20 protein-coding genes and 1 tRNA gene are annotated in these 22,697 nt (G+C 73.8%); 10 read left to right on the top strand and 11 right to left on the bottom strand.

What is annotated here, in order from left to right:
- The 3 genes from BU198_RS00985 to BU198_RS00975 form a co-directional block, all read right to left on the bottom strand.
- Positions 1 to 967, bottom strand: a 967-nt coding sequence (locus BU198_RS00985) for an SWIM zinc finger family protein (protein WP_188294875.1), incomplete at its 3' end; no start/stop codon positions are given.
- The gene (locus BU198_RS00980) at positions 964 to 3,888 is read right to left on the bottom strand and encodes a DEAD/DEAH box helicase (protein WP_188294877.1); all 2,925 of its coding nucleotides are present in this window, start codon (positions 3,886 to 3,888) and stop codon (positions 964 to 966) included. The genes BU198_RS00985 and BU198_RS00980, both read right to left, overlap by 4 nt.
- 97 nt (positions 3,889 to 3,985) lie before the next feature.
- Positions 3,986 to 4,627, bottom strand: a complete 642-nt coding sequence (locus BU198_RS00975; protein ID WP_188294874.1) for a PadR family transcriptional regulator — start codon at positions 4,625 to 4,627, stop codon at positions 3,986 to 3,988.
- 109 nt (positions 4,628 to 4,736) lie between these two features.
- Here BU198_RS00975 and BU198_RS00970 point away from each other — a divergent pair, with 109 nt between their 5' ends.
- Both BU198_RS00970 and BU198_RS00965 read left to right on the top strand, forming a co-directional pair.
- Positions 4,737 to 5,681: an ATP-binding cassette domain-containing protein gene (locus BU198_RS00970; RefSeq protein ID WP_188294873.1), complete on the top strand. Its 945-nt coding sequence runs from the start codon at positions 4,737 to 4,739 to the stop codon at positions 5,679 to 5,681.
- A 14-nt stretch (positions 5,682 to 5,695) separates the two neighbouring features.
- Positions 5,696 to 6,520, top strand: coding sequence for an ABC transporter permease (locus tag BU198_RS00965; RefSeq protein WP_188294876.1), 825 nt, complete (start codon positions 5,696 to 5,698; stop codon positions 6,518 to 6,520).
- Positions 6,521 to 6,634: 114 nt separating this feature from the next.
- Here the strand turns inward: BU198_RS00965 and BU198_RS00960 are convergent.
- Positions 6,635 to 6,705, bottom strand: a tRNA-Cys gene (locus BU198_RS00960).
- Positions 6,706 to 6,899: 194 nt separating this feature from the next.
- Here BU198_RS00960 and BU198_RS00955 point away from each other — a divergent pair.
- Entirely contained in the window at positions 6,900 to 7,757 is an 858-nt protein-coding gene (locus tag BU198_RS00955; RefSeq protein WP_188294872.1) for a hypothetical protein, read from the top strand.
- A gap of 7 nt (positions 7,758 to 7,764) precedes the next feature.
- On the opposite strand, the gene BU198_RS00950 is transcribed toward BU198_RS00955, so the two are convergent.
- Both BU198_RS00950 and BU198_RS00945 read right to left on the bottom strand, forming a co-directional pair.
- Positions 7,765 to 8,436 (bottom strand): polysaccharide deacetylase family protein, encoded by a 672-nt coding sequence (locus BU198_RS00950; RefSeq protein WP_223243739.1) that lies wholly within the window; start codon positions 8,434 to 8,436, stop codon positions 7,765 to 7,767.
- Positions 8,437 to 8,714: 278 nt separating this feature from the next.
- Positions 8,715 to 9,557 carry a helix-turn-helix domain-containing protein gene (locus tag BU198_RS00945; RefSeq protein ID WP_188294870.1) on the bottom strand — a complete coding sequence of 281 codons (843 nt, stop codon included), beginning with the start codon at positions 9,555 to 9,557 and terminating at the stop codon, positions 8,715 to 8,717.
- 221 nt (positions 9,558 to 9,778) lie between these two features.
- Between BU198_RS00945 and BU198_RS00940 the strand changes: the two genes are divergently transcribed.
- Positions 9,779 to 9,970, top strand: a complete 192-nt coding sequence (locus tag BU198_RS00940) for a hypothetical protein (protein WP_188294869.1) — start codon at positions 9,779 to 9,781, stop codon at positions 9,968 to 9,970.
- A 74-nt stretch (positions 9,971 to 10,044) separates the two neighbouring features.
- Here BU198_RS00940 and BU198_RS00935 read toward each other — a convergent pair whose 3' ends face one another.
- The 5 genes from BU198_RS00935 to BU198_RS00915 all read right to left on the bottom strand — a co-directional run bounded on the left by BU198_RS00935 (position 10,045) and on the right by BU198_RS00915 (position 15,812).
- Complete coding sequence (locus tag BU198_RS00935; RefSeq protein WP_188294868.1) at positions 10,045 to 10,485, bottom strand: VOC family protein; 441 nt, start codon at positions 10,483 to 10,485, stop codon at positions 10,045 to 10,047.
- Positions 10,486 to 10,569: 84 nt separating this feature from the next.
- Positions 10,570 to 11,772 (bottom strand): glycosyltransferase, encoded by a 1,203-nt coding sequence (locus BU198_RS43175; protein ID WP_188294867.1) that lies wholly within the window; start codon positions 11,770 to 11,772, stop codon positions 10,570 to 10,572.
- 150 nt (positions 11,773 to 11,922) lie between these two features.
- Complete coding sequence (locus tag BU198_RS00925) at positions 11,923 to 12,588, bottom strand: HAD family hydrolase (RefSeq protein WP_188294866.1); 666 nt, start codon at positions 12,586 to 12,588, stop codon at positions 11,923 to 11,925.
- 54 nt (positions 12,589 to 12,642) lie between these two features.
- Complete coding sequence (locus BU198_RS00920; RefSeq protein ID WP_188294865.1) at positions 12,643 to 14,196, bottom strand: MFS transporter; 1,554 nt, start codon at positions 14,194 to 14,196, stop codon at positions 12,643 to 12,645.
- A 140-nt stretch (positions 14,197 to 14,336) separates the two neighbouring features.
- Positions 14,337 to 15,812, bottom strand: a complete 1,476-nt coding sequence (locus tag BU198_RS00915) for an amidase (protein ID WP_188294864.1) — start codon at positions 15,810 to 15,812, stop codon at positions 14,337 to 14,339.
- Positions 15,813 to 16,166: 354 nt separating this feature from the next.
- Here BU198_RS00915 and BU198_RS00910 point away from each other — a divergent pair, with 354 nt between their 5' ends.
- From BU198_RS00910 to BU198_RS00885, 6 genes are all read left to right on the top strand, one after another.
- A complete protein-coding gene (locus BU198_RS00910) occupies positions 16,167 to 17,303 on the top strand; it encodes a transposase (RefSeq protein ID WP_188294863.1) in 1,137 nt (378 codons plus the stop codon).
- 336 nt (positions 17,304 to 17,639) lie between these two features.
- Positions 17,640 to 18,668 carry a methyltransferase domain-containing protein gene (locus BU198_RS00905; RefSeq protein WP_188294862.1) on the top strand — a complete coding sequence of 343 codons (1,029 nt, stop codon included), beginning with the start codon at positions 17,640 to 17,642 and terminating at the stop codon, positions 18,666 to 18,668.
- 113 nt (positions 18,669 to 18,781) lie between these two features.
- On the top strand, positions 18,782 to 20,203 hold the full coding sequence (locus BU198_RS00900) for an iron-containing redox enzyme family protein (protein WP_188294861.1): 1,422 nt from the start codon (positions 18,782 to 18,784) through the stop codon (positions 20,201 to 20,203).
- Positions 20,191 to 20,526 carry a Rieske 2Fe-2S domain-containing protein gene (locus BU198_RS00895; RefSeq protein ID WP_188294860.1) on the top strand — a complete coding sequence of 112 codons (336 nt, stop codon included), beginning with the start codon at positions 20,191 to 20,193 and terminating at the stop codon, positions 20,524 to 20,526. Before BU198_RS00900 ends, BU198_RS00895 begins: the two co-directional genes overlap by 13 nt.
- Positions 20,527 to 20,565: 39 nt before the next feature.
- Positions 20,566 to 21,903 (top strand): ATP-grasp domain-containing protein, encoded by a 1,338-nt coding sequence (locus BU198_RS00890; protein WP_188294859.1) that lies wholly within the window; start codon positions 20,566 to 20,568, stop codon positions 21,901 to 21,903.
- Complete coding sequence (locus tag BU198_RS00885; RefSeq protein WP_188294858.1) at positions 21,900 to 22,601, top strand: LysE family translocator; 702 nt, start codon at positions 21,900 to 21,902, stop codon at positions 22,599 to 22,601. Before BU198_RS00890 ends, BU198_RS00885 begins: the two co-directional genes overlap by 4 nt.
- The last annotated feature ends 96 nt before the right edge of the window (positions 22,602 to 22,697 follow it).

The following is a 22,697-nucleotide window of genomic DNA, read 5'->3' as shown; positions in this document are numbered from 1 at the left end:
CCTCCCGCACCCGGGCCAGGACCCGCGCCCCGGGGCGGGTCGCCGCGATCCGTACGCAGTCCCGCCAGAGGTCGAGCGGCGCCGGCGGCTCGGCGGTGAAACCGTGGGTGTAGGCGAGCAGTTCACGGGCGCGCACGGCCGCGTCGGTGACCAGCTGCTCCAGCGGGTCGGCCCCGGCCGAGGAGGCGTCCTGGCGCACGGGCGGCCCTGGCAACGGCGGCAGCCCGGGCAGCGCCGCCGGCTCACGGCCGAAGACCTCCTCGGCGGGAGTGCCGTCCGGAAGCCGCGCCGCACCGGCCTGCGAACCGGCCTGCGCCTCCTCCGCCCCCTCGGCGTCCTCGTCCCCGAGACCGCCGAGACCGCCGGGACCCCCGGCACCGCCGATCGCCTGCATCAGCAGGGCGGTCCGGAGTTCCTCCCGCGCCTCCTGCGCGCCGCACCCCCGCAACAGGAGCAGCAGCATCGCGTCCTCGTCCAGCAGCCAGGACACCTGGTAGCAGAGCGCGGCCGCGTGCTCGCAGGGGTGCTCGAACGCGTCGCAGTCGCAGTCCGCCTCCAGGTCGCCGTAGCCGGGCAGCAACCGCACCCGGGCGTCCTCGGCGGCCTCCAGCAGGTCGGGCGGCAGTTCACCGGCGAGCAGTTCCCCGGCGGCGTCCGGCCGCTCGGCGGCCTTCTCCCAGAGCGACTCCCACGCGTCCTCGCCGAGTTCCTCCAGGGTGAGCACCGTCCTGAACGGGGTGTCACCCTCGTGGCCGGCGGCGGAGATGCGCCCGGGGCCGACCGTGATCGGCCCGAGCCGGCCGGTGCGCGCGAAGGCCCGGCCCTTCTTCAGCGTCTCCTCGTCCAGGGAGGTGTCCTCCAGGGCGTCCGCCCAGGCCCTGCCCCACCAGGACTGGCCGCGTGCCCGGCTGCCCCGGCGCGCGGCGAAGGCCGGAAAGCCCCGCGCGCCCGTCTCGTCCCCGCTCATCCCGCGCTCCTCAGTTCGACCAGGTCGGCCAGCTCGTCGTCGGTCAGCCGCGTCAGTGCCTGCTCGCCGGAGCCCAGCACGGCGTCCGCCAGGCCCTGCTTGGCTTCGAGCAGGGCGGCGATGCGGTCCTCGACCGTGCCCTCGGCGATCATCCGGTGCACCTGGACGGTGCGCGTCTGCCCGATGCGGTGGGCGCGGTCGGTGGCCTGGGCCTCCACGGCCGGGTTCCACCAGCGGTCGTAGTGCACGACGTGGTCGGCGCGGGTGAGGTTGAGTCCGGTGCCGGCGGCCTTGAGGGACAGCAGGAAGACGGGTACCTCCCCGTCCTGGAACCGGCGGACCATCTCCTCGCGGCGCGGCACCGGGGTACCGCCGTGCAGCAGCAGTGTGGGGACGCCGCGCTCGCGCAGGTGTGTCTCCAGCAGCCGCGCCATGGTGACGTACTGGGTGAAGACCAGCACGGCCCCGTCCTCGGCGAGGATGGTGTCCAGCAGTTCGTCGAGCAGTTCCAGCTTGCCGGACCGGCCGGCCAGCCGGGTGCCTTCCGCCTCCTTGAGGAACTGCGCGGGGTGGTTGCAGATCTGCTTCAGCCCGGTGAGCAGCTTGAGCACCAGCCCGCTCCTGGCGATGCCCTCGGTGGCCCCGATCTGCGCCATGACCTCACGGACCCGGCTCTCGTACAGGGTCCGCTGCTCGGGGGTGAGGGAGACCGGGCGGTCCGTCTCGGTCTTCGGCGGGAGTTCGGGGGCGATGCCCGGGTCGGACTTCTTGCGGCGGAGCATGAACGGCCGGACCAGTTCGGCCAGTCGCCGTGCGGTGGGGCCGTACTCCCCCTCCTCCCCCGGCGGCGGTCCGAACTCCGCGCGTTCCCTGCGTTCGGCCTCGATGGCGGCGGTCCAGCGGTTGCGGAAGCGGCCGTGGCCGCCGAGGAGTCCGGGGGTGGTCCAGTCGAGGACGGCCCAGAGTTCGGAGAGGTTGTTCTCGACCGGGGTGCCGGTCAGGGCGATCCTGGCGCCGGCGGGGATCAGCCGCAGCGCCTTCGCGGTGCCGGAGTGCGGGTTCTTGACGTGCTGGGCCTCGTCGGCGACGACCGCGCTCCAGCGGTGCGCGCCGAGCCGCTCGGCGTCCAGGCGCATGGTGCCGTAGGTGGTCAGGACGAAGCCCGAGTCGGCGCCGTCCAGGGTGCGGTCGGGGCCGTGGAAGCGGCGCACGGGCGTGCCGGGGGCGAACCTGCCGATCTCGCGCTGCCAGTTGCCCAGCAGGGAGGCTGGGCAGACGACGAGGGTGGGGCCGGCGCTGTCCGGGTGCTCCTGGCGCAGCAGGTGCAGCGAGATCAGCTGGACGGTCTTGCCCAGGCCCATGTCGTCGGCGAGGCAGCCGCCGAGGCCGAGCGAGGTGAGGCGGTCCATCCAGGCCAGGCCGCGCAGTTGGTAGTCGCGCAGGGTGGCCGCGAGCGCGGCGGGCTGCTCGACGGGTTCGCCGCCGCCGGGTTCGGCCAGGCGCCGACGCAGGGCGAGCAGCCAGTCGCTGGGGGCGACCCGCACCTGCCTGCCGCCGATCTCGGTGTACCCGGTGAGGGCGACGGCGAGCGCCTCGATGGCGGTGAGCGGCTTGAGGTCGCGTTCGGCGGCCTTGCGGGCGAGGTCGGCGCCGACGAACACCCACTGTCCGCGCAGCAGGACGAGCGGCTGGTCGGCGGCGGCGATCCCGGCCGTCTCCTGCTCGGTGAGGGCTTCCCCGTCGAGGTCGAGCCGCCAGCGCAGGTCGACCGTGCCGCCCCCGCCGAAGAAGGACCGCAGGTCGGTGGGCGGGGTCCGCTCGCCGCCGACGACGGCACGGCTGGTGAGGGAGGCGATGGCCTCCGCGGGCCGGAGCACCTCGACGCCGTGGGCGGCGAGCCGGCCGGCGGTCTCGCCGAGCAGGTCCCGGACCTCGTGGTCGGCGAGGTCCAGGGCGGAGGGCACCGGCAGCAGGCGGGAGAGGGGCTGCCAGACGTCGGCGGCCCGCCGGACGGCGAGGACGGTGTCGGCCTGGGCCCGCGGCCCGAACCCGGCTGCCCCGGCCGTGGCGAACAGCTCGCCGGCGTCGGCGCCGAGCGTCGGGTCGGCCAGGCTGGACACCCGGGGCACCAGACGCAGGGCGGGCTGCCCGCCGTCGCCGGCGGCGGGCAGCAGGTCCAGGCGCAGGGACAGCCGTACGCCCGAGTCGAGGCCGGCGGAGATCTCCTCGGCCCAGGCGCGCAGGTGGGGGACGTACTGGGGTTCGGCGGCGGCGAAGGCCGGGCGGCCGGCCGCGGCGGGTGCGGCGGCGGTGCGCGGCAGGGTGTCGGCGACCGCGTCGACGAAGGAGCGGAGCAGGACGGCGGCGTCGGGCAGCAGCAGCGGGCCGCCGGGCGGGACGGGCAGCGGGACGGCGAGCGCCTCGGCCGGTGCCGCGGCGGCCAGTTCGCGCAGGCGCCGGACGTCCTCCGGGGCGAGCGGGCCGGCCCGCCAGGCGTCGTGGCCGGTGGCGGAGACGCCGGGGAGCAGCCGTTCGCGGGCGGCGAGGTGCAGGCCGAGGGCGGTGGCGGCGCCCCAGAACGCGGCGGACGGGCTGGGGGTGACGGCCGCGGTGCCGTTCGCCGTGCCGCTCGCGGCCGCTTCGGCGGTCGCTTCGGTGTGGAGCCGGCGGGCCAGGGTGAGGGCGGGCAGCGCCTGGGCGACGGTCAGGCGCAGCACCGGACAGCGGCGGACCGCGAGGGTGCCGCCGTCGGCGGTGACCAGGTCGGCTTCGCCGAGGGACGGTCGGGCGGCGAGGCCGGGGCCGGCCTGGCCGTCGGGGTATCGGAACACGAGGCTTCCGGTACGCGCCGGATCGCCCGGCTCGAAGGCCACCGCGCACTGCGCCAGCAAGCCGGCCTGCTCACGCGACATCCACACCATCTGTTCCGCCCCCTGCTTCTTCGTCCGGTCGGCTCCGCCGTCCACCCGGCGTCACCCAGTCCTGTACACGGGCCCAGTCCTGTACGTGAGCCCGGCCTCAGTGGTGGGGGTCCTCGGGATGCGGCCCGGTGGCGTACGGGTTCGGCTCGCCCTCCGCGAGCACCCCGACGAACGGTTCGCCCTCCCCCGCGAAGGTGTACGCGCCGCCCTCGATCCGCCCGATCAGGCTGTGCGTCCATGCCGCCTGGCTGTCGGCCGAGTGCACCCACATGTTCATGATCTCGCCGATGTGCCCGAGCTGTTCGGGGCCGTCCTGCGGCATGTAGTACCCCGTGACCCCGGCCCGCCAGCGTTCGAGCGCCGCGATCCGCTCCCTGAGGAGCGCGACGGCCTCGCTCCGCGGCAGGTCGACGATGAACCCGATGCCGGCCGAGAGCACGTCCATCTTCTGGTCGTACGAGGTCAGGGCCTCGCGCAGCAGGTCGAAGTACTCCGCGGTGCCCTTGTCGGTGATCTCGTACTCGACGCGGGGCGGGCCGCCGACGGCGCTCGGTGCGACCTCGTGCTCGACCAGGAGTCCCTGCTTCGCCATCTGCTTGAGCGCGTGGTAGATCGAGCCCGGCTTGGCGTTGGACCACTCGTGGGCCCCCCAGAACTCCAGGTCGTTGCGCACCTGGTAGCCGTGTGCCCGTCCGTGCTGACGGACGGCGCCGAGGACCAGGAGCCGGATCGCTGACATGATCCGATCCTTCCCGGTCGAGCCCCGAGTAGTCAAGTTTGACCAGTCACGGGAAACGGGCTACCTTCCCGGACTGGTCAAGTTTGATTAGTGACTGAAGGGGGACGCTTTGACCGACCACGATCCGGCGATCGTCGTCGAGGGACTGCGGAAGAGGTACGGCGGCAGGCAGGCTCTCGACGGCCTCGACCTCACCGTCCGCGGCGGGACCGTCCAGGGGATCCTCGGCCCGAACGGCGCCGGCAAGACGACAGCCGTCCGCATCATGTCCACGCTGCTGCGCCCCGACGAGGGCCGGGTCGAGGTGGCGGGGCTCGACGCCCGGACCCGCGCCCGCGAGGTGCGCGCGCGGATCGGGCTGCTCGGCCAGAACGCCGCCGTCGACGAGGAGCTCGGCGGCCGGCAGAACCTGGAGATGTTCGGCCGCCTCCACCACCTGGGCGCGCGCCGCGCGAACGCCCGGGCCGGGGAACTCCTCACCCGGTTCGGACTGGAGGACACCGGGACGAAGGCCGTCAGGCAGTACAGCGGCGGGATGCGGCGGCGCCTCGACCTGGCGGTCTCCCTCATCCGTGAACCGCGGGTGCTCTTCCTGGACGAGCCCACGACCGGGCTCGACCCCCGCGGCCGCGCCGAGGTGTGGAACGCGGTGCGCTCGCTGGTCGGCGGCGGCACCACCGTGCTGCTGACCACGCAGTACCTGGAGGAGGCCGATCAGCTGGCCGACCGGATCGCGGTGATCGACCACGGGAAGGTCGTCGCCCAGGGCACGTCGGACGAGCTGAAGACCGGGGCGGGCGGCGACCGCATCGACGTGGTCCTGCACGACCCTGGCCGACTGGCCCAGGCGGCCTCGCTGCTGCCCGGGGAGGCGACCGTGGACGAGGACCGCCGGCTGGTCAGCGCCCCGGTCGGCGACCGGATCCGGGCGCTGACCGAGACCGTGCGGGCGCTGGAGGCGGCCGGAATCGTGGCGGAGGACATCGCGGTGCGGCGGCCGACGCTCGACGAGGTGTTCCTGCACCTGACGAGGACGGAGACGGAGGCGGCATGACCACGGTACGGAGCATGAGGGCGACCCGCGGTACGGAAGGCACGGGCAGCACGGGCTCGACGCTGGGGTGGGCGGCCGCCGACTCCTGGACGATGACCAGGCGCGAACTGGCCCACTGGGCACGGCAGCCCGTGCAGGTGGTCGTCGGGCTGGTCTTCCCGGTGATGATGCTGCTGATGTTCGGTTACCTGATCGGTGGCGGCCGGGGCGTGGAGGGGAACTTCAAGGACTACCTGGTGCCCGGCATGCTCACCATGACGATGGCCTTCGGCCTGGAGTCCACGATGCTCTCCGTCACCCAGGACCTGGGCAAGGGGATCATCGACCGGTTCCGCTCGATGCCGATGGCCTCCGGTGCGGTCCTGGTCGGGCGGAGCATCGCGGACATGCTCCAGTCGGTGGTCGGGCTGGCCGTGATGATCGCCGTCGGCTACGCGATCGGCTGGCGCTGGCACGGGGATTGCGCCTCGTTCCTGGGCGCGGTGGGACTGCTGTTGCTGCTGCGGTTCGCGATGCTGTGGGCCGGCATCCACCTGGCCATGGTCGCGGGCAGGCCGGAGACGGTGCAGGCGGTGCAGATCCTGGTGTGGCCGGTCGGCTTCCTCTCCAACGCCATCGCCGTCCCGGAGTCGATGCCGTCCTGGCTGGGCGCGGTCGTGGAGTGGAACCCGATGTCGGCGACGGCCACAGCGGTGCGCGGCCTGTTCGGCAACCCGGGCGCGGCGGGCGACTCCTGGGCCGCGACGAACGCGGAACTGCTCGCGGTGGTGTGGCCGCTGGCCCTGGTCACGGTGTTCTTCCCGCTGGCGGTGGGCCGGTTCAGGCGCCTGAGCCGCTAGCGGACACGGCTCCCGAGCGGGGCGACGCAGGAGCTGACGCGCGAGGTAACGCGCGAGGTGGCCGCCACCGGACGGGTGGCGGCCACCTCGCGTTTCGCTCACGGTCAGGAGAAAAGGTGGAGACAGGAATCGAACCCGTCTGAACGGCTCTGCAAGCCGTCGCCTCGCCACTCGGCCACTCCACCCCGGCAACGGTGGAAACATTACACGCGTATGAACCGAAACTCCCTGGGAATTGCCGTTCTTCACTCAAGAAGACCCTTAATGCGTCTAGTGTTATTTCTCTCGACATGGCACCGAAAGGGTCCGGCGGCCGGCGCGAAGAAAGTCAGTTTGCGCTAGCCTGTGCCGATATCTCCAACCCGATGGGATTTCATTGATGGCCGTCGAGGAATCACGGTTCACCCGTACCACGGAGCCGCACGGCGAATCCGCCGCGAACCGGTGCCAGTACAAGAGCCTGCCCCTGCGCGACCTTCCCCCGCTCGGCGTCGTGCGCCGCGCCCGGATCGCCCGGGAGGTGCTGCGCGAGCGCCGCGCCGACGTCCCGGCGCCCGGCCGGCCCTCCCGCTTCGCCGAGGGGGACTGGGTCCGGGTGAAGGACGAGGCCCTGGTGCGCTCCACCCTCGACGCCGGGGACCGCCACCGCGGCCTGTGGTTCACCCGCAGCCAGTGGTCGTTCTGCGGCGGCGTCTACCAGGTCGAACGCGTCGTGCGCCGCATGATCGACGACCACTACCGGGTACGGCGCCTGTCGGGCACCGTCGCCCTGGCCGGCGCCACCTGCCACGGCGCCGACGGGACCCAGGGCTGCGGGATGGACTGCGCGCTGCTGTTCCGGGACGAGTGGCTGGAGCCCGCCCCCGCGCCGGTCCCCGCCGCCCGGCCCGTCGCCCTGTGGGCGACGGTGCGCAGCCTGGCGGAGATCCACGAAACCCTCGGCTCGGACGGGCGCCTGCACGGCGTCCCCTTCCAGCCGGGGATGGAGCGCCACGCCGGCACCCGTCACAGTGCCACCGAGCTGCGTCACCGGTCCCTCGCCTGGTGGCAGCATCCCACCGGGGGGCGCTGGTTCATCCTCCACGGCCTGCGCTGCGGCGGCGAGCCGCTCGCCACCGGCTGTGACCGCCGGTGCGCCCTGCTCTGGCACGAGTCCTGGCTGAGCCTGGAACCCGCCGCGGAGCCCGCGGTGGAACCCACCACGGAGCCCGCCGCGGAGCCCGCCGCCGCCCGCTGAACGGGCGTCAGCGCCGCCAGCGGTCGCGCACCAGCTTCGCGGTCAGGTGCAGCGGCCCGTCCCGGTCGCCGACGTAGCAGCGGGGAAGCGCGTGCACCCCGCTGTGGGCGCCGGGGCTGACCGCGCACCCGTACCCGTAGCCGGCCTGTGCCACCGCCTCCACCGCGGCGGCGTCGAGCGAGCCGTACGGGTAGCAGAACCCCTCGACCGCCTCGCCGGTGAGGTCCTCCAGCACGTGGCGGCTGTCGGTGACCTGGGCCGCCAGGTCCGGCGCGTCCAGGCCCGCCAGCCGCCGGTGCGTCAGCCCGTGCGAGCCGATCTCCGCGCCGGCGGCGGCCGCTTCACGGACCTGGCCCGCGGTCATCAGCGGCTTGCGCGGGCCCTGCCGGTCCCAGTCGTTGTATCCGCCGAGCCGGTCGGCCACCACGTAGACCGTCGCGGTGAAGTCGTACTCCGCGAGGGCGGGCATGGCCTCCTCCACGAAGTCGCGGTACCCGTCGTCGAAGCTGAGCCCCACCAGGCCCGCCGCGGTGCCGTCCCGGTGGGCGCGCATCAGGGCGCCCACCGAAACCCCGCGCAGCCCGCGCGCGGACAGCCAGCGCAGTTGGCGGCGGAATCGTGCGGGATCGACGGTGATCAGATAGGGATCCTCGGCCGCCGTCGCCACCGAGTGGTACATGAGTGTCCACGGGAAGGATCCCGTTCCCGCGCCGGTCTCCTTTTCCGGACTATTGCGTGGTCGAATGATCTGCATGTTCCGCTCCAGCCGTCCGGTGGCACCGCCTGTGCAGGTGGACCTCGAAGAAATTGCATTGTGGCAGCGTCGGCCCCGGCTTCCGTCAGCGCCGGGCGACGCCGCGCCATTTCACCCGGATGCCGGAGCAGGGTTTTCCCGGCCGTCTCGTCCCCCCGGGGATATCGGCGGCCGGACCGCGGCGCGCTCGCGGTCCGGCGCCGTCAGGGCGTGCCGGTCGGTGTGACGGCGCGTGCCAGCCGGTGCAGGGCACGCTCGGAGGCCGACCCCGGCGCGGCCGTGTACACCGCGATCACCAGGTCCGGGTGGTCGGCCGGGTACAGCGCCGCCGCGGACAGGCTCAGCGGGCCCGCCACCCGGGGGGAGGCGAGCAGCAGCGTCGTGTGGGTCTCCTCCAGCACCACGTGCTCGCCCCAGAGCCGCCGGAACTGCGGGCTGTGCTCGCGCAGTTCGGCGATCTCCCGGGCGAGTGCGGCGTCCCGGGGGCGCCTGCCGACCTCGGTGCGCAGCAGGCCGACCGTCTCACGGGCCTTGGTCTCCCAGTCGGGGTAGAGCCGCCGGACGCGCGGGTCGGTGAAGACGAGGCGGCCGACGGTGCGGTCCCGGGGGTGCAGGCGTCCGAAGTCGAGGAAGACGGCGGCGGCGAGGCGGTTCCAGGCGAGGATCGCGCCGCCCGGGCCGACCAGGTAGGCGGGGGTGAGGACCATCGCGTCGAGCACCGGCTTCAGGCCCGGCCACCGCTCGGCCGCGAGGCCGGTCTCCTCGGTGCCGGCCGGGCGGGCGAGGCTGCGCAGGTAGCGGCGCTCCCCCGGGCTGAGCCGCAGGGCGTCGCAGACCGCGTCGAGGACGGTGTCGGAGACCCGGGACGCGTGCCCGCGCTCCAGCCGGGTGTAGTGCTCGACGCTCATCGCCGCGAGGTCGGCGACCTCCTCCCGGCGCAGTCCGCTGACCTTGCGGGTGCCGTGGACGGGGATCCCGACCTCGTCGGGGTGCAGCCGTGCCCGCCGGGATACCAGGAAGTCACGGAGCGCCTCGGCGATGTCCATGTCCGTGATTGTCGTCGTACGGCCAACTCCCGTCCAGGAGGCCCGATCACGGCATCTGACGCTCTGCCAGGTCAGACCGTGACCTCCCTGGCGGCCCTGCCGTCGGCCATTCTCGTGCTGTCGTCCCCAGGTCGGGGGCGGCGGGGGCGGCGTGCCCCTGTTCGCACATCGTCCGGCCCCGCCAGGGCGGGGGGCCGGCCCGTCAGGAAGGAGGCCGATCCATGGCCACCAGCACCACCACCGTCCGTCCCGGCCGGCGGCGCGCGGCCGTCGCGCTCGCCGGTCTGGTCGCGTTCGTCGGCCTCGGTGTGGCGACGGCGACCACGGCCTCGGCGACCGAGCGGTCGCGCAGCTGCTACGTCGAGGTCTACTACGGGGGCGTCTGGCACAAGGTCAAGGTCCAGTGCGCCTGAGCCGCCGGTAGGCCGGTCCTCCGTACGACTCCGCCCCGGCCCCGCTCCCGCAGGCGGGGCCGGGGCGGGGCCGGTCAGCTGCGGGCGGGGGCCGCGGCGACGCAGAACTCGTTGCCCTCCGGGTCGGCCATCATGACGTGGTGGCCCTCGAAGGTCTCCAGGACGCTCCCGCCCGCTGCCACCAGCCGCGCGGATTCCGCCCTGATCCGGGCCCACCGCTCGGCCGGGCCGCCGTGTCCCGGCACCCGGATGTCCAGGTGGAGCCGGTTCTTGGCGGTCTTCGGTTCGGGGACCCTGAGGATGCACAGCCGGGGCCCGGCGCCGTCGGGGTCGCAGAGCCACGCGCCGTCGTCCGCGCTGTCGTCCTCGGGGAGGTCGAACTGCGCGAGCCACTCCGCGCGGGTCCTGAAGGGGGCGGGCGGCGGTTCGTCGACGTACCCCAGGGCCGTCTTCCAGAACTCCGCGAGGACTGTCGCGTCCGCGCAGTCGAGGGTCAGATCGATCACTGCTGCCATGGCAGGACCGTACGGCAAGCCTCGGACAGCGGCGCCCCTCGGACGAGACCGGGACAGGGGTCGGGGCCGGGACCGGGACCGGGGTCAGGTGTCGAGGCGGCCGAAGTCGGAGTCGCAGGGCCAGCTGCAGAAGCCGGCGCGTTCGACCTCCTCGTAGAAAGGGGTGCCGTCGTCGCCGCGGTGGGCGGCGCGGTCGTGGTGGAGGTGGACGATGGGGTCGCGGTGGCGGTCCATCGGGCCGTAGCGTTCGGCGCGCCACACGAAGTCCTGGTCCTCGCCGCCCCAGCCGCAGAAACGTTCGTCCATGCCGCCGATGCGGGTGAAGAGGTCCTCGCGCAGCCAGACGCAGCCGCCGGGGGGCCGGCGCAGGTGGACGCCGCGCAGTCGGTGCTGGCCGGGGTCGGGGGCGGCGTCGAGGCAACGGGTGCGTACGGCCCGGGCGCTGGAGGCGGGGTCGAGGAAGAGCATGTCCTCGAACGGCCAGTGGGCCTGGGTGCCGGGCTCCCGGAAGCGTTCGACGGCCCGGGCCACGAAGTCGCGGTCGACGAGGATGTCGCCGTCCAGGACGCAGACCAGTTCGGCGGGTCTCGCGCCGTGGACCACGCCGACGTTGACGGTCCAGGACTTGTTGAACCGGCCGGAGTCGGGCGCGAACAGGTAGGTGTCGCAGGCGTCGGTGAACAGGTCGCGCCAGCGCGGGTGTTCGTCGTTCTCGACCACGACGACGCGGTAGCGCTCGCGCGGGTGGGACTGGTCGGAGAGCGCGTTGAGGACGGCGGCCAGGTTGCGGACGCGGCCGGTGGAGTCGTCGGGGGCGCGGAACGGGATGACCACGGCCGCGTCGACGGGGTGGCAGCCGCGGTGCGGCTTGGAGCCGAGGGAGTCCAGCAGTTCGGTGGTGGTGGGGGGCCCGGCGGGGGCGGACGGTCCGGGTGTGCCGGGCTGGACGATCAGCCGGGACAGCGACTCGGTGCGGGCGGCGGCGGCGCGCAGCGCGTCGACCGCCGCGTCCTCGCCGTCGGGGCGGCCCAGCAGGTCGGTGAGCGCGGCGGTGAGGTGTGCGGCGGCGGTGTCGTCGGCGGGGTCGTCGGCGAGGCGTCTGCCGGCGGAGCGGATCCGGTCGTCGTCGAGGGCGGTGAGCGCGTTCGCGGCGGTGTGGTGGGCGTCGGCGGACCAGTCCCAGTAGTCGGGGGCGACGGCGCGCGCGAGCGGGTCGTGGACGAGGATCAGGCTGCTGGTGGCGGCGGCGGCCAGGACGGTGGGTGCGGAGGGGCGGGCAGCGGGCATGACGGTGTCTCCCCGGCGGTTTCGGGCTGGTGTGGTGGTTGCCGCGGTCGGGGCGGCGCGGCGGTGCGATGACATGGTGGCACGGTGACGTGACGCGCGTGTTGCGCGTGGTGACGTCGTGCGTGCGGTGACGTGGTGCGGCGGGTGGGGTCAGTTCGCGTCGGTGGACGGGGTCCAGCGCAGCGGGGTGAGGTCGGGCACGACCAGGTCGGCGTGGGCGAAGTCGCCCGCGCCGTGGGAGGTGGTGAGGGCGACGCAGCGCAGTCCGGCGCTCTTGGCGGCCTGGACGCCGGCCGGGGCGTCCTCGAAGGCGAGGCCGTCGACGGGGTGGACGCCGAGCGCGCGGCAGGCGGCGAGGTAGCCCTGCGGGTCGGGCTTGCCGACGGTGACGTCCTCGGCGGTGATGATGACCTGGAACAGGTCGGCGCCGCCGACGTGGTCGAGCATCTCGGCGGCGTGGGTGCGCAGGCCCGAGGTGACGACGGCGAGGGGGACGCCGCGGCCGTGCAGGTCGGCGAGGAGGTCGGCGGCGCCGGGGACGGCGTACGGCGCCGGGCTGTCGGGGCCCATCAGGTAGCCGCAGGCCTCGTCGAAGAGCTCGTCGACGGTGTGGCCGGGGAAGTCGTGGACGTGGTCGGCGAGGGCTTCCTTGCCGCGCCGTCCGACGAAGGTCGCCAGGACCGCGTCGTCGCAGTGCACCCGGTGGGTGGTGAACAGGCGGGTCCAGGCGGCGCGGCTGCGGTGTTCGGTGGCCACCAGGGTGCCGTCGAGGTCGAACAGCGCGGCCTTGGCGTGGAGGTGGTGGAGCTCGGTCATGGCGGGTCGTCCTCTGGGTCGGGTGTTCGTGGTGCGGTGGTGGGTGCGCGGGGTTCAGCCGGCGGTGGGCGCGCCGGGTCGCTCCTTGGTGGTGAACACCGTGGCGGCCGGGTCGGTTGCGTCGGCCGGGTCCGCCGCGTCGGATGTGACTGCCGGGTCGGGCGTGACCGCCGGGTCCGCGGTGACCGCCGGGTCGGGTGCGGCGGCGACGGCGCGCAGGGCGGTGTACCCGCAGAACGCGGTGATGAGGGCGAGTCCGGCGCAGGCGAGGGTCCAGGCGGTGCCCGGTCCGGCCCAGCTGCTGCGGCTGAGCCAGGGGTAGAGGGCGCCGAAGAGGGCGACGCCGGTGACGCCGACCACGGTGGAGAGGGTGTTGACGGTGCCGCTGAGCGTCGCCGCGTGGCGGGACGGCACGGCGGAGGTGAGCAGGTTGAGCAGGGAGGTGTTGTTGAGGCCGAGGCCGAAGCCGCCGATGCACAGGACCGCGGTGAGCGGCCAGATGGCGGTGCCCTCGCCGGCCGGGACGACCGGGGCGAGGGCGTAGGAGACGGTGAGCAGGGTGCAGCCGAGGAACGGCAGCCGCCGGATGAGGCCGTGCGAGGCGCGGCCGATGACGGGGCCGGCGAGGCCGAAGGCGAGGACCCAGCCGAGCGGGACGAGTCCGGACTGCCAGGCGGGCAGGTGCAGGTGGTCCTGGAGGTGCAGGGAGAGCAGGTAGAGCATGGAGATGTAGGTGAGCGTGCAGCCGGAGGAGGTGATGAGCGCCCAGCGGACGGTGGGGGTGGACAGCGGCCGCAGGTCGAGCGCGGGGGTGCCGCCGCGGGCGATGACGCGCCGTTCGGTGCGCACCAGCTGGATGGCGAGCGGGGCGGCGGCGAGCAGCAGGAACCAGATCCAGTCGGGCTTGGTGAGGCTGAGCGGGATGAGGACGGTGAGGGAGGCGGCGGCGAGCAGCAGGGTGCCGGGGATGTCGTTGTCGCCGCGGCGGACGGTGCCGGCGGCGGGCCGGTCGTGCGGGAGCAGGAAGACGCCGAGCAGCAGGATGAGGACGCCGATGGGCACGTTGAGCAGGAAGACGGCGCGCCAGCCGGTGCCGAGGATGTCGGCGGAGACGACGGTGCCGCCGAGGATCTGGCCGGCGGCGGCGCCGCCGGAGAGGGTGACGGCGTTCCAGCCGAGGGCGCGGGCCCGGGCGGGGCCGGTGTACCAGCGGTGGATGCCCATGAGGACCTGGGAGATCATCAGGGAGCCGGCGGCGCCCTGGAGGCAGCGTCCGGCGATGAGGACGGGGGCGCTGGTGGCGAGTCCGCAGGCGAGCGAGGAGAGGGTGAACAGGGCGAGGCCGCACAGGTAGACGCGGCGTACGCCCAGGCGTTCGCCGAGCCGGGCGGCGGGGGCGAGGAGGACGGCGGAGCACAGCGCGTAGGCGGTGACCATCAGGGTGAGTGCGGAGCCGGTCACCTGGAGGTCGGCGCTGACGGCGGGCACGGCGAGGTTGACGATGGCCAGGTCGATGTTGGCCATCGACTGTCCGATCAACAGGACCAGCAGGGCGGTGCCGCTGGGTCCGGTCCGCCGGCCGGCGGGCTGCCGGGTGGTGGCTTGCACGGGTGTCTCCCCTTCGTCGCTCCCCCGGCGGGCTGGGTCGGGTCGTCGGCCGAGGGGGGTGGTTCGTCTGCTGGAACACCGGCCGGGCCGGTCGGGTTGCGCCCGGACCGGCCGGTGGTGGCGAGGGTGGTGGCCGGGGATCAGGCGGTGGTGGCGTCCAGGTCGAGGTCCTGGTAGCTGCCGGCCCAGGGGAGGCGGGCCTCCAGGGCGGCGGCGGCGCGGATGACCAGGGCGTCGTTGCGGCGGCGGGCGGCGAGTTGCAGGCCGACGGGGACGCCGTTGCCGGCCCGGCCGACGGGCACGGAGGCGGCGGGGCTGGCGATCAGGTTGAACGGGCTGGTGAGGGACCAGCCGACGAACGGGTCGACGCTCTGGCCCTGGACGGTGTCGGGGCCGACGGTGTCGCGGCCGGCCGAGTTGGGGATGCCGGCGACGGCGTTCACCGGGCTGACGATCAGGTCGTAGCGGTCGAAGACGCTCTCGAAGGCGTAGAGGACGCGGGTGCGGTCGAGGTCCTCCAGCCGGAAGTCGACGGCGCTGAGCGACTCGCCGACGCGCACCGAGTCCAGGTAGGCCTGGTCGATGGAGCCGGCGTAGGTGCCGAGCAGGTCGAGGCCGTTGTCGCGGGAGATGGCGGCGGATTCGGCGTGGGCGACGGACAGGTAGCGGCGCCACATCGCGGTGAGGTCGGCGTGCGGCAGCGGCAGGGTGAAGTCGATTTCCTCGACGGTGGCGCCGGCGTCGCGCAGGGCGGGCAGGGCGGCGCGTACGAGGGCCTCGACCTCGGGCTCGACGGGGTAGCCGCCGAGGTCGGGGCTGTAGGCGACGGTGAGGCCGGTGAGGTCGCCGTGGAGCGCGTCGACGAGCCTGTCGGGGGCGGGGTAGGAGTACGGGTCGTACGGGTGCTCGCCGGACATCAGGTCGACGCCGAGGGCGGCGTCGCCGACGGTGCGGGCGAGGGTGGCGTAGCAGACCATCGGGTTGTAGCGGCGGAACGCGTTGGGCTTGGCGGGGACGGCGACCCGGCCGAAGGTGGGCATCAGGGTGAAGACGCCGCAGAACGCGGCGGGCACCCGCAGCGAGCCGCCGGCGTCGGAGCCCTGGGCGAGCGGCACCATGCCGGAGGCGACGGCGGCGGCGCTGCCGCCGGAGGAGCCGCCGGCGTTCATGGCGCGGTTGAAGGGAGTGGAGGCGGGGCCGAACAGGGCGCTGTCGGTGGTGGCCTTGAAGCCGAACTCGGGGGTGTTGGTCTTGCCGACGACGATCGCGCCGGCCTGTTCGAGGCGTTCGACGCAGAGGATGGTCTCCTGCGGGACGTCCTCGGCGAAGACCAGGGAGCCGCGGGCCATCCGGACGCCGGCGACGGGGTCGAGGTCCTTCACGCCGATGGGGACGCCGTGCAGCGGGCCGAGTTCGGCGCCGGAGGTGACGGCGCGTTCGGCGGCGGCGGCCTGTTCGAGGGCGCGCTCGCCGCAGACGGTCACGAAGGCGTTGACGGCGGGGTTGGTCTTCTCGATCCGCTCCAGCGCTGCCTGGACCGCCTCGACCGGGGAGATCTCCCGCCGGCGGATCGCCTCGGCGAGCCTGGTGGCGCTCAGTTCGGTGCTTTCGGTCATCTCACGCCTCGCACTGGTTCGTCGGGTGGGCTCCAGGAGCCGGGCGTGAGAGGGAACACCGGGCAGGGCTTCCGGGTTGCACGGCGTCCGCGGGGCGGCGGGACGGTACGGGGGCGGTGCGGGACGGACGGGGCCGGCCTGGCGGGTGGGGCCGGTGGGACGGACGGGGCCGGGCAGGGGCGCGCGGGGGCGCGCGGGTGGACGTCGTCTTCCGCCCGGTGCGCCCTGCACGCGGCCCCTCCTGCTGCGCGCGGATACCTCAACGTCGGTGACACGATCAAGACTTACTCCGCACCCGATGCTCGGCTAGTCTCGCCATGGAATCGACAGGTCTAGACCTATCGGAGATCCGGCATGGCCGTCGCGTCCCACTCCCCCCTTGTCCGATCCGGTGGCCCCGCCACCCCGTACCCGGACCTGCTGCGGGTACTGGGCGAACACTTCACCCGGGCCGAGCCACGGGACCGGGCACTGGCCTACGTCCGCGCGCTGCTGGCCGCCCCCGGCCGGGACAGCGCCGCGCGGATCGCCGCCCGCTCCGGCGCCGACAGCGCCTGGAGCACCCAGCGGCTGCTCACCCGCACGGTGTGGGACGCCGACCGGCTGCGCGACAGCATCCGCGCGCACGTGGTGCCCCTGCTGGGGGCGTCGGGCCCGTGCGCGGTGCTGAGCCGGCACGAGACGGCCCGGGTGGGCACCGGCGCGGTCGCGGTCGCCCCGGCCGGGGTGGGCAGGGCCGGCCGGGACCGCAACACCCAGGTCGCGGCGCTGCTGTGCTACGTGTCGAGGAACCGGGCCGCGGTGATCGACCGCGAGCTGCACCTGCCCTCGCGGTGGACCTCGGACCCCGAGCGCTGCGCCAGGGCCGGCGTGCCGCCGGAGCGGGTGCGCCCGCACACCATGGCCGATCTGGGCCAGGAGATGCTGGAACGCGCCCTGGCGGCGGCGATGCCGGTCGGCTGGGTGTTCGGCGGCCCGGACTTCGCCGATCCGCAGCTGCGCCAGTGGCTGTGCCGGCGGCGGCTGCCGTTCTGCGTCGAGCTTCCGCAACTCCCCTATCCACAGAGCGAGTCGGACGCCTCGGCGGTACGTACGGAGCCGGGCAGGGAGGAGGCCTGGCAGCTGCTGGGCCGCGGCCTGGGCCCGGTGTACGGGCATCCGGCGCCGGGCTTCCGGCTGACCCTGCTGGCCCGCCGGCTGCCCTCCGGGCACAGCTCGTGCTTCCTGCTGCACACGCCGAGCACCGCACCGGACGTCCCCGCCGCGCGGGCGATGGCGGCGGCGGGCGCGGCGGCGGCCCGGGCGGTCCACGAGGCCGACACCCGGGCCGGGCTGAGCAGTCATCAGGTCCGCACCTGGGTGGCCTGGTACCGGCACACCACGCTGGCGATGACGGCGGCCGCGCTGCGCCTGGAGGGCACGCTGCACCTGGAGACGGAGCCGGGGGCCGCCGGGGGGCCGGCCGGGGCCGGACCGGGCGGCCCGCCGTGACGGGGCGCCGCCCGAAAGGGCCGGCCGGAAGCGACAAGTACCGCTCCTTTTAAGGCGTGCTTGCCGCTCCGAGTCAGGTGATGTTCTAATTGTTTCGACGGAAGGCGGTTTGCGCACGCAAGAATAGCGGACCCGGCCTTCGCTTTCCGCACCGCAGAACATGTCCGATATCGGGAGCAGAATTTCTGCTCGAACGCCGCGAAGACCGGCGAGTTCCCCGTGAATTCGCCGAGGATTCGGGCGTTTCCTGTCGGCCCGCACCGTCCGTTCATCTGTGCATGCAGCGTGTTTCGATAAGCCATTCCTACCGGGAGCCTGCGAAACGACATGCCTCACTTGACGAGTGTCACCAGCCTGACGGCTGAGGGAGAGGTCCGGCTGGCCCTGGCGGGCCTGCGCGCCAGGGCCCAGGAGCTGAACCGGATCGCGGAGGACACGGCCCGGTTGCTGGCCGAACCCGACGCCCTGTCCCCGGAGTACCCCGAGTTCCGGGAGTTCGCCCGGGAGGCGGTGCCGCGCTGGCACTTCGCCATGCTCAACGACCACGAACGCAACGACGCGCTGGCGACCGCCCTGGAGCGGATCGTCCCGCGGGACGGCACGGTGCTGGACATCGGCGCGGGCACCGGCCTGCTGGCGATGATGGCCGTCCGGGCCGGCGCCTCCCACGTGTACAGCTGCGAGGCGAACCCGCTGATGGCGGAGGTCGCCCGGCAGGTCCTGGCCGACGAGGGCTTCGCCGACCGGGTGACCGTGCTCGCCTGCCGTTCCGACCAGCTGGCGGTCGGCCGGGAGCTGCCCCGCCGGGTCGACGCGGTGATCTCCGAGATCGTGGACTGCGGCCTGATCGGCGAGGGCATCCTGCCCTCGATCCGGCACGCGCGCCGCGAACTGCTGACCCCGGACGGGGTGATGCTCCCCGAGCAGGGCCGCCTGCTGGGGGCACTGGTGCAGAGCGAGAACGCGGTGAACCTGAACCGGGTGAGCCGGGCCGGCGGCTTCGACGTGTCGCGGCTGAACGTCTTCGCCACGCCCGGGCACTTCCCGATCCGGCTGCACACCTGGCCCCACCGGGTCCTGTCGGAGACGGTGGAGCTGGCCTCCTTCGACTTCGCCGCGGACCCGCTCGGCCCGGGCTCCAGCAAGCTCTCCGTCCCGGTCACCGAGTCGGGCACCGTGCACGCCCTGGTCGCCTGGTTCGAGCTGGACCTCGGCGGCGGCGTGACCCTGCGCAACTCGCCGGACAACGTCGGCTCGCACTGGATGCAGGCGCTGCTGCCGCTGGCCGAGCCCGTCGAGGCGCAGGCCGGCTCCACGCTGGAACTCGACCTCGCCTGGAGCGACACCCGCCTCTCGCTCGTCTGACGCACCGCCGCACCCGCGCACGACCCCACCCAGCCCGGCCGCCGCGCGCCCCGTGGCCTTCGCGCGCCGCCGCCGGCCCGCCGCCCCACCATCAGCGGAAGGCAGACCAGAACATGTCGCACACACCTGTTCCCTACGAACCGTTCGAGCTGCGCGGCGACGCGCTCCGCGAGGCGGTCCTGGCCTACGCCGCCAACCCGCTCTACAAGGACAACGAGGAGTGGGAGAACTCCGACACTCCCTACCGCCGCCAGCTGCGCCCCCAGGTGCTGCCCTACCTGGACTTCGACCGGGTCGCGCCCCGCGACCGGATCCTGGAGTACAGCAGCCTGGCCGCCCAGCGCCTGCTCACCAGCATCTACGAGGCCGACCTGGTCTTCTTCCCGAAGGCGGGCCTCGGCGCCCAGGCGCAGGAGCTGCGCGACTACTACAGCCCCGGCAACCGGGCCCGCGGCGAGCTGATCCGCCCCGCGCTGGAGCGCTTCGCCTTCGGCTTCCTCGACCAGGAGGTGGAGGTCAGCGGCGACTGGACCACCGAGAGCCTGCTCGCCTACCTGGAGGACCTCGACGTCCACGCCAAGGGCGAGGCCTCCCTCGCCGAGAAGGCGATCCGCGATTCCTCCGACCCGCAGCGCGCGGCCAGGATGTGGCTGATCCAGTTCGCACCGGACTTCCTGTCCGAGGCCTCGCCGATGGCCAGGAACGTGCTCGGATATTACGGCGCCGAGCAGTCGGAATGGTTCAAGATCCTTATCGACGAGTACGGCTACGGCGTGCACGGAACGAAGCACAGCACCCTTTTCGAGGCCACCCTGGAATCGGTCGGACTCGGCTCCGACGTCCACCGGTACTGGCAGTACTACCTGGTGTCCAGCCTGGCCCTGAACAACTACTTCCACTACCTCGGCAAGAACCACGAGCACTTCTTCCGCTACGTCGGCGCGCTGTTCTACACCGAGAGCACCCTGGTGGACTTCTGCCGCCGCGCGGAGAGCCTGCTCGCCGACGTGTTCGAGGGCAGCGCGGACGCCCGCTACTTCTCCGAGCACGTCCACATCGACCAGCACCACGGCCGGATGGCCCTGGAGAAGCTGGTCAAGCCGCTGATCGAGCGCCACGGCGAGCAGATCATCCCGGAGATCGTGCGCGGCATCGAGGAGTTCCGCCTGCTGAACGGCATCGCGGACGACGACTTCGCCACCCAGATCGCCTGGATGGACGACGCGGACCGCTACAAGGACCTGCACGAGCCGGTGTACGCGGCCATCACCGAGGGCCGGATCACCCCGCCGCTGGCGGACATCGTGGAGCCCTTCGGCGAGCTGTCCAACACCCACAGCCACGAGGGCGACGAGCTCTGCCACATCGTCAGCGGCACGATGCGCTTCGTCAGCGGCTTCAACTCCTACCGGATCCTGGAAGCCGGCGAGGGCACGGTGATCCAGCGCAACCGCCTGCACGGCGCGATCATCGAGTCCGAGGAGTGCGTCTACCAGATCTTCTCCGTGGGGGACTACCGCGCATGCCTGTCGTGACGTTCAAGGCCGGCGGCGCGGACAACTGCGCCCGCGTCGCCGGCCTGCCCTACGTGTACATCCGCACCGAGGCGGGCGGATCGGTGCTGCCCGCCTCCTGCCCGCACCGGGGCGGCCCGCTGAACCTGGGCACCCCCGACCCCACCGGACGCCGGCTGGTGTGCCCGTGGCACGAGCGGGGCTCCTCGCTCAGCCGGCTGCGCCGCCAGGTGCCGGCCGTCCGCTCCGGCGACACCGTGACCGCGGTGCTGCCGGGCCCCGCGGACGCCGACACCGAACTCTGCCACCTCCCGCTCTCCCCGGCCCTCGCAGCCGGGGCCTGAACCGCCCCCGGGGGCCGCCCCCGGAGACAGGACGCTCCCGTGACCGCCCCGTCGTCCCCCCAGGTCGCCGTCATCGTCGACCCGTTCTCCTCCGGTGCCCAGTACGCGCCCCAGTTCGCCTCGTTCGGCATCCCCTCGGTGGCGGTCAGCTCGCTGCCCGAGGTGCCCGCGGCGTACGCGGACTCCTGGGACGCCGCGCGCTACCGGCAGCTGCTCGCCTTCGACGGCGACCTGGAGAAGCTGGTGGCGCAGCTGCGCCCGCTGTCGCCGCGCTGTGTGCTGGCGGGCGCGGAGAGCGGTGTCGAACTGACCGACCGGCTCACCGAGCGGCTGCTCCCGGAACAGGCCAACACCCCGCAACTGTCGGCGGCGCGCCGCGACAAGGGCGCCATGGCGCAGGCGCTGCGCGCCGCCGGCGTGCCGACGATCCGTCAGATCTGCACCGACGACCGGGCGGCCGTCCAGGCCTGGATCGAGCGGGAGGGCCTGGCCGGCCGCGACCTGGTGGTCAAGCCGCCCAAGAGCGGCAGCACCGACGGGGTGACCAGGGTGCCGGCCGGCACGGACTGGCGGGTGCCGTTCGACGCCCAGCTGGGCCGGGTCAACCAGTGGCACAACCTCAACGACCGGATGATGGTGCAGGAGTACGCCCGGGGCACCGAGTTCGTGGTCGACACCTTCAGCCACCGGGGCCGGCACACCGTGGCCGACATCTGCCGCTACAGCAAGATCGACAACGGCGAGCAGATGGCCGTCTACGACAGCCTCACCTGGGTCTCCCCCGACGACCCCGCGGTGCCGGCGCTGACCCGCTACGCCGAGGCCGTGCTCGACGCGGTCGGCCTGCGGCACGGCGCCGCGCACATCGAGATCATGCTGACCGACGAGGGCCCGCGCCTCATCGAGATCAACTCCCGTCCGCACGGCGGCGGTCACCCGGCGTTCAACCTGACCGCCACCGGCGACAGCCAGCTGCACCGCGCGGTGCGCTGGTTCGCCCGCGAGGAGACCGCCCCCAAGGGCTACCGGCTGCTGCGGCACATGACCGTGGTCTTCCTGATCGCCCGCAGCTCCGGCACGGTGTCCGGCGCCGCCGTCCTGGACGGGATCAAGGAGCTGGCGTCGTACCACCGTTCGGCGGTCAAGCTCCAGGACGGCGACCGGCTGGAGGTGACCCGCGACCTGCTGGGCACCCTCACCCTCGGCTTCGCGGTGCTCGCGCACCCCGACCCCGCGCAGGTGGAACGGGACGTGGCCGCCGTCCGCGCCATGGAGGCGGCCGTGGTCATCACCCCCGACGACTCCCCCGGCGGATCCGCCGACGACTCCCCCGGTGCCGCACCGGTGGCCGCGGCACCGGACCACGCCGCCCGATGACCCCGAGCGCCCTCGCCGTCGCCGCCAGCCCGGCCTTCCTGGCCAGCTGCGCGGCGGTGGTGTGCAGCCCGGGCCCGGACAGCATGCTGGTGCTGCGCCTGGTCAGCCGCACCCGCCGGCGCCCGCCCGTGCTGGCCGCCGCCGCGGGCATGCTGCTCGCCGGCACCGGGGACGCGGTGCTGGCGGTCACCGGCAGCATGGCGGTCGTGGCGCTGCGGCCCGGTCTGCTCCTCGCCTGGCAGGCGGCGGGCGCGCTCGTGCTGGCCGTGACGGGTGCCCGCGCCCTGTGGGAGGCGCTGCGCCCCCGCCCGGCCGGCCCCGGGGCGGGACCGGGAACGGAGGGCGCGGCGGGGACTCAGGACGCGGAGGGCGCGGGCGTCCACCGGCTGCCCCGGCATCTGCTGCTCGGCTTCCTCTCCACCGCGGGCAATCCGAAGGTCGGCCTGTTCCTGACGGTGTTCCTCCCGCAGTTCCTGCCGGCCGGCAGCCCGTCGGCCGGGGCGCTGCCGCTGCTGGCGACGGTCTACCTGTCGATCGGCGCGCTGTGGCTCCTGCTGCTCACCGAGGTGGGCGTGCGGGTCGTCACGGCGCGCGGCGCGAACGGCCGGGCCGCGTTCCCGCCGCTCGCGGAGCGGATCGGCGGCGCCGTGGTGGGGCTGGTCCTGCTGGTCCTCGCCGTCGGCCTGCTCCTTCGGTGACCTGCCGGCGGGGCCCCGGACGGCCGGCGCGACGGCCTGCGCGAGGGCCGGCGGTGAGGACAGCGACGGACTTGCGAGGGGCGGGTGACGATGAAC

Source organism: Streptomyces sp. CBMA156, assembly GCF_014596515.1.
Classification (GTDB): Bacteria; Actinomycetota; Actinomycetes; order Streptomycetales; family Streptomycetaceae; genus Kitasatospora.
The sequence above is the reverse complement of the archived record's forward strand: the minus strand, read 5'-3'. Positions and strand labels throughout refer to the sequence as shown.

Bases quoted from the DNA above. Each gene is read 5' to 3' on its own strand.
- BU198_RS00945 (WP_188294870.1), bottom strand. From the start codon at position 9,557: ATGGACATCGCCGAGGCGCTCCGTGACTTCCTGGTATCCCGGCGGGCA.
- BU198_RS00935 (WP_188294868.1), bottom strand. From the start codon at position 10,485: ATGGCAGCAGTGATCGATCTGACCCTCGACTGCGCGGACGCGACAGTC.
- BU198_RS00955 (WP_188294872.1), top strand. From the start codon at position 6,900: ATGGCCGTCGAGGAATCACGGTTCACCCGTACCACGGAGCCGCACGGC.
- BU198_RS00950 (WP_223243739.1), bottom strand. From the start codon at position 8,436: ATGTACCACTCGGTGGCGACGGCGGCCGAGGATCCCTATCTGATCACC.
- BU198_RS00940 (WP_188294869.1), top strand. From the start codon at position 9,779: ATGGCCACCAGCACCACCACCGTCCGTCCCGGCCGGCGGCGCGCGGCC.
- BU198_RS00965 (WP_188294876.1), top strand. From the start codon at position 5,696: ATGAGGGCGACCCGCGGTACGGAAGGCACGGGCAGCACGGGCTCGACG.
- BU198_RS00915 (WP_188294864.1), bottom strand. From the start codon at position 15,812: ATGACCGAAAGCACCGAACTGAGCGCCACCAGGCTCGCCGAGGCGATC.
- BU198_RS00900 (WP_188294861.1), top strand. From the start codon at position 18,782: ATGTCGCACACACCTGTTCCCTACGAACCGTTCGAGCTGCGCGGCGAC.
- BU198_RS00885 (WP_188294858.1), top strand. From the start codon at position 21,900: ATGACCCCGAGCGCCCTCGCCGTCGCCGCCAGCCCGGCCTTCCTGGCC.
- BU198_RS00980 (WP_188294877.1), bottom strand. From the start codon at position 3,888: ATGGTGTGGATGTCGCGTGAGCAGGCCGGCTTGCTGGCGCAGTGCGCG.
- BU198_RS00910 (WP_188294863.1), top strand. From the start codon at position 16,167: ATGGCCGTCGCGTCCCACTCCCCCCTTGTCCGATCCGGTGGCCCCGCC.
- BU198_RS00895 (WP_188294860.1), top strand. From the start codon at position 20,191: ATGCCTGTCGTGACGTTCAAGGCCGGCGGCGCGGACAACTGCGCCCGC.
- BU198_RS00925 (WP_188294866.1), bottom strand. From the start codon at position 12,588: ATGACCGAGCTCCACCACCTCCACGCCAAGGCCGCGCTGTTCGACCTC.
- BU198_RS00975 (WP_188294874.1), bottom strand. From the start codon at position 4,627: ATGTCAGCGATCCGGCTCCTGGTCCTCGGCGCCGTCCGTCAGCACGGA.
- BU198_RS43175 (WP_188294867.1), bottom strand. From the start codon at position 11,772: ATGCCCGCTGCCCGCCCCTCCGCACCCACCGTCCTGGCCGCCGCCGCC.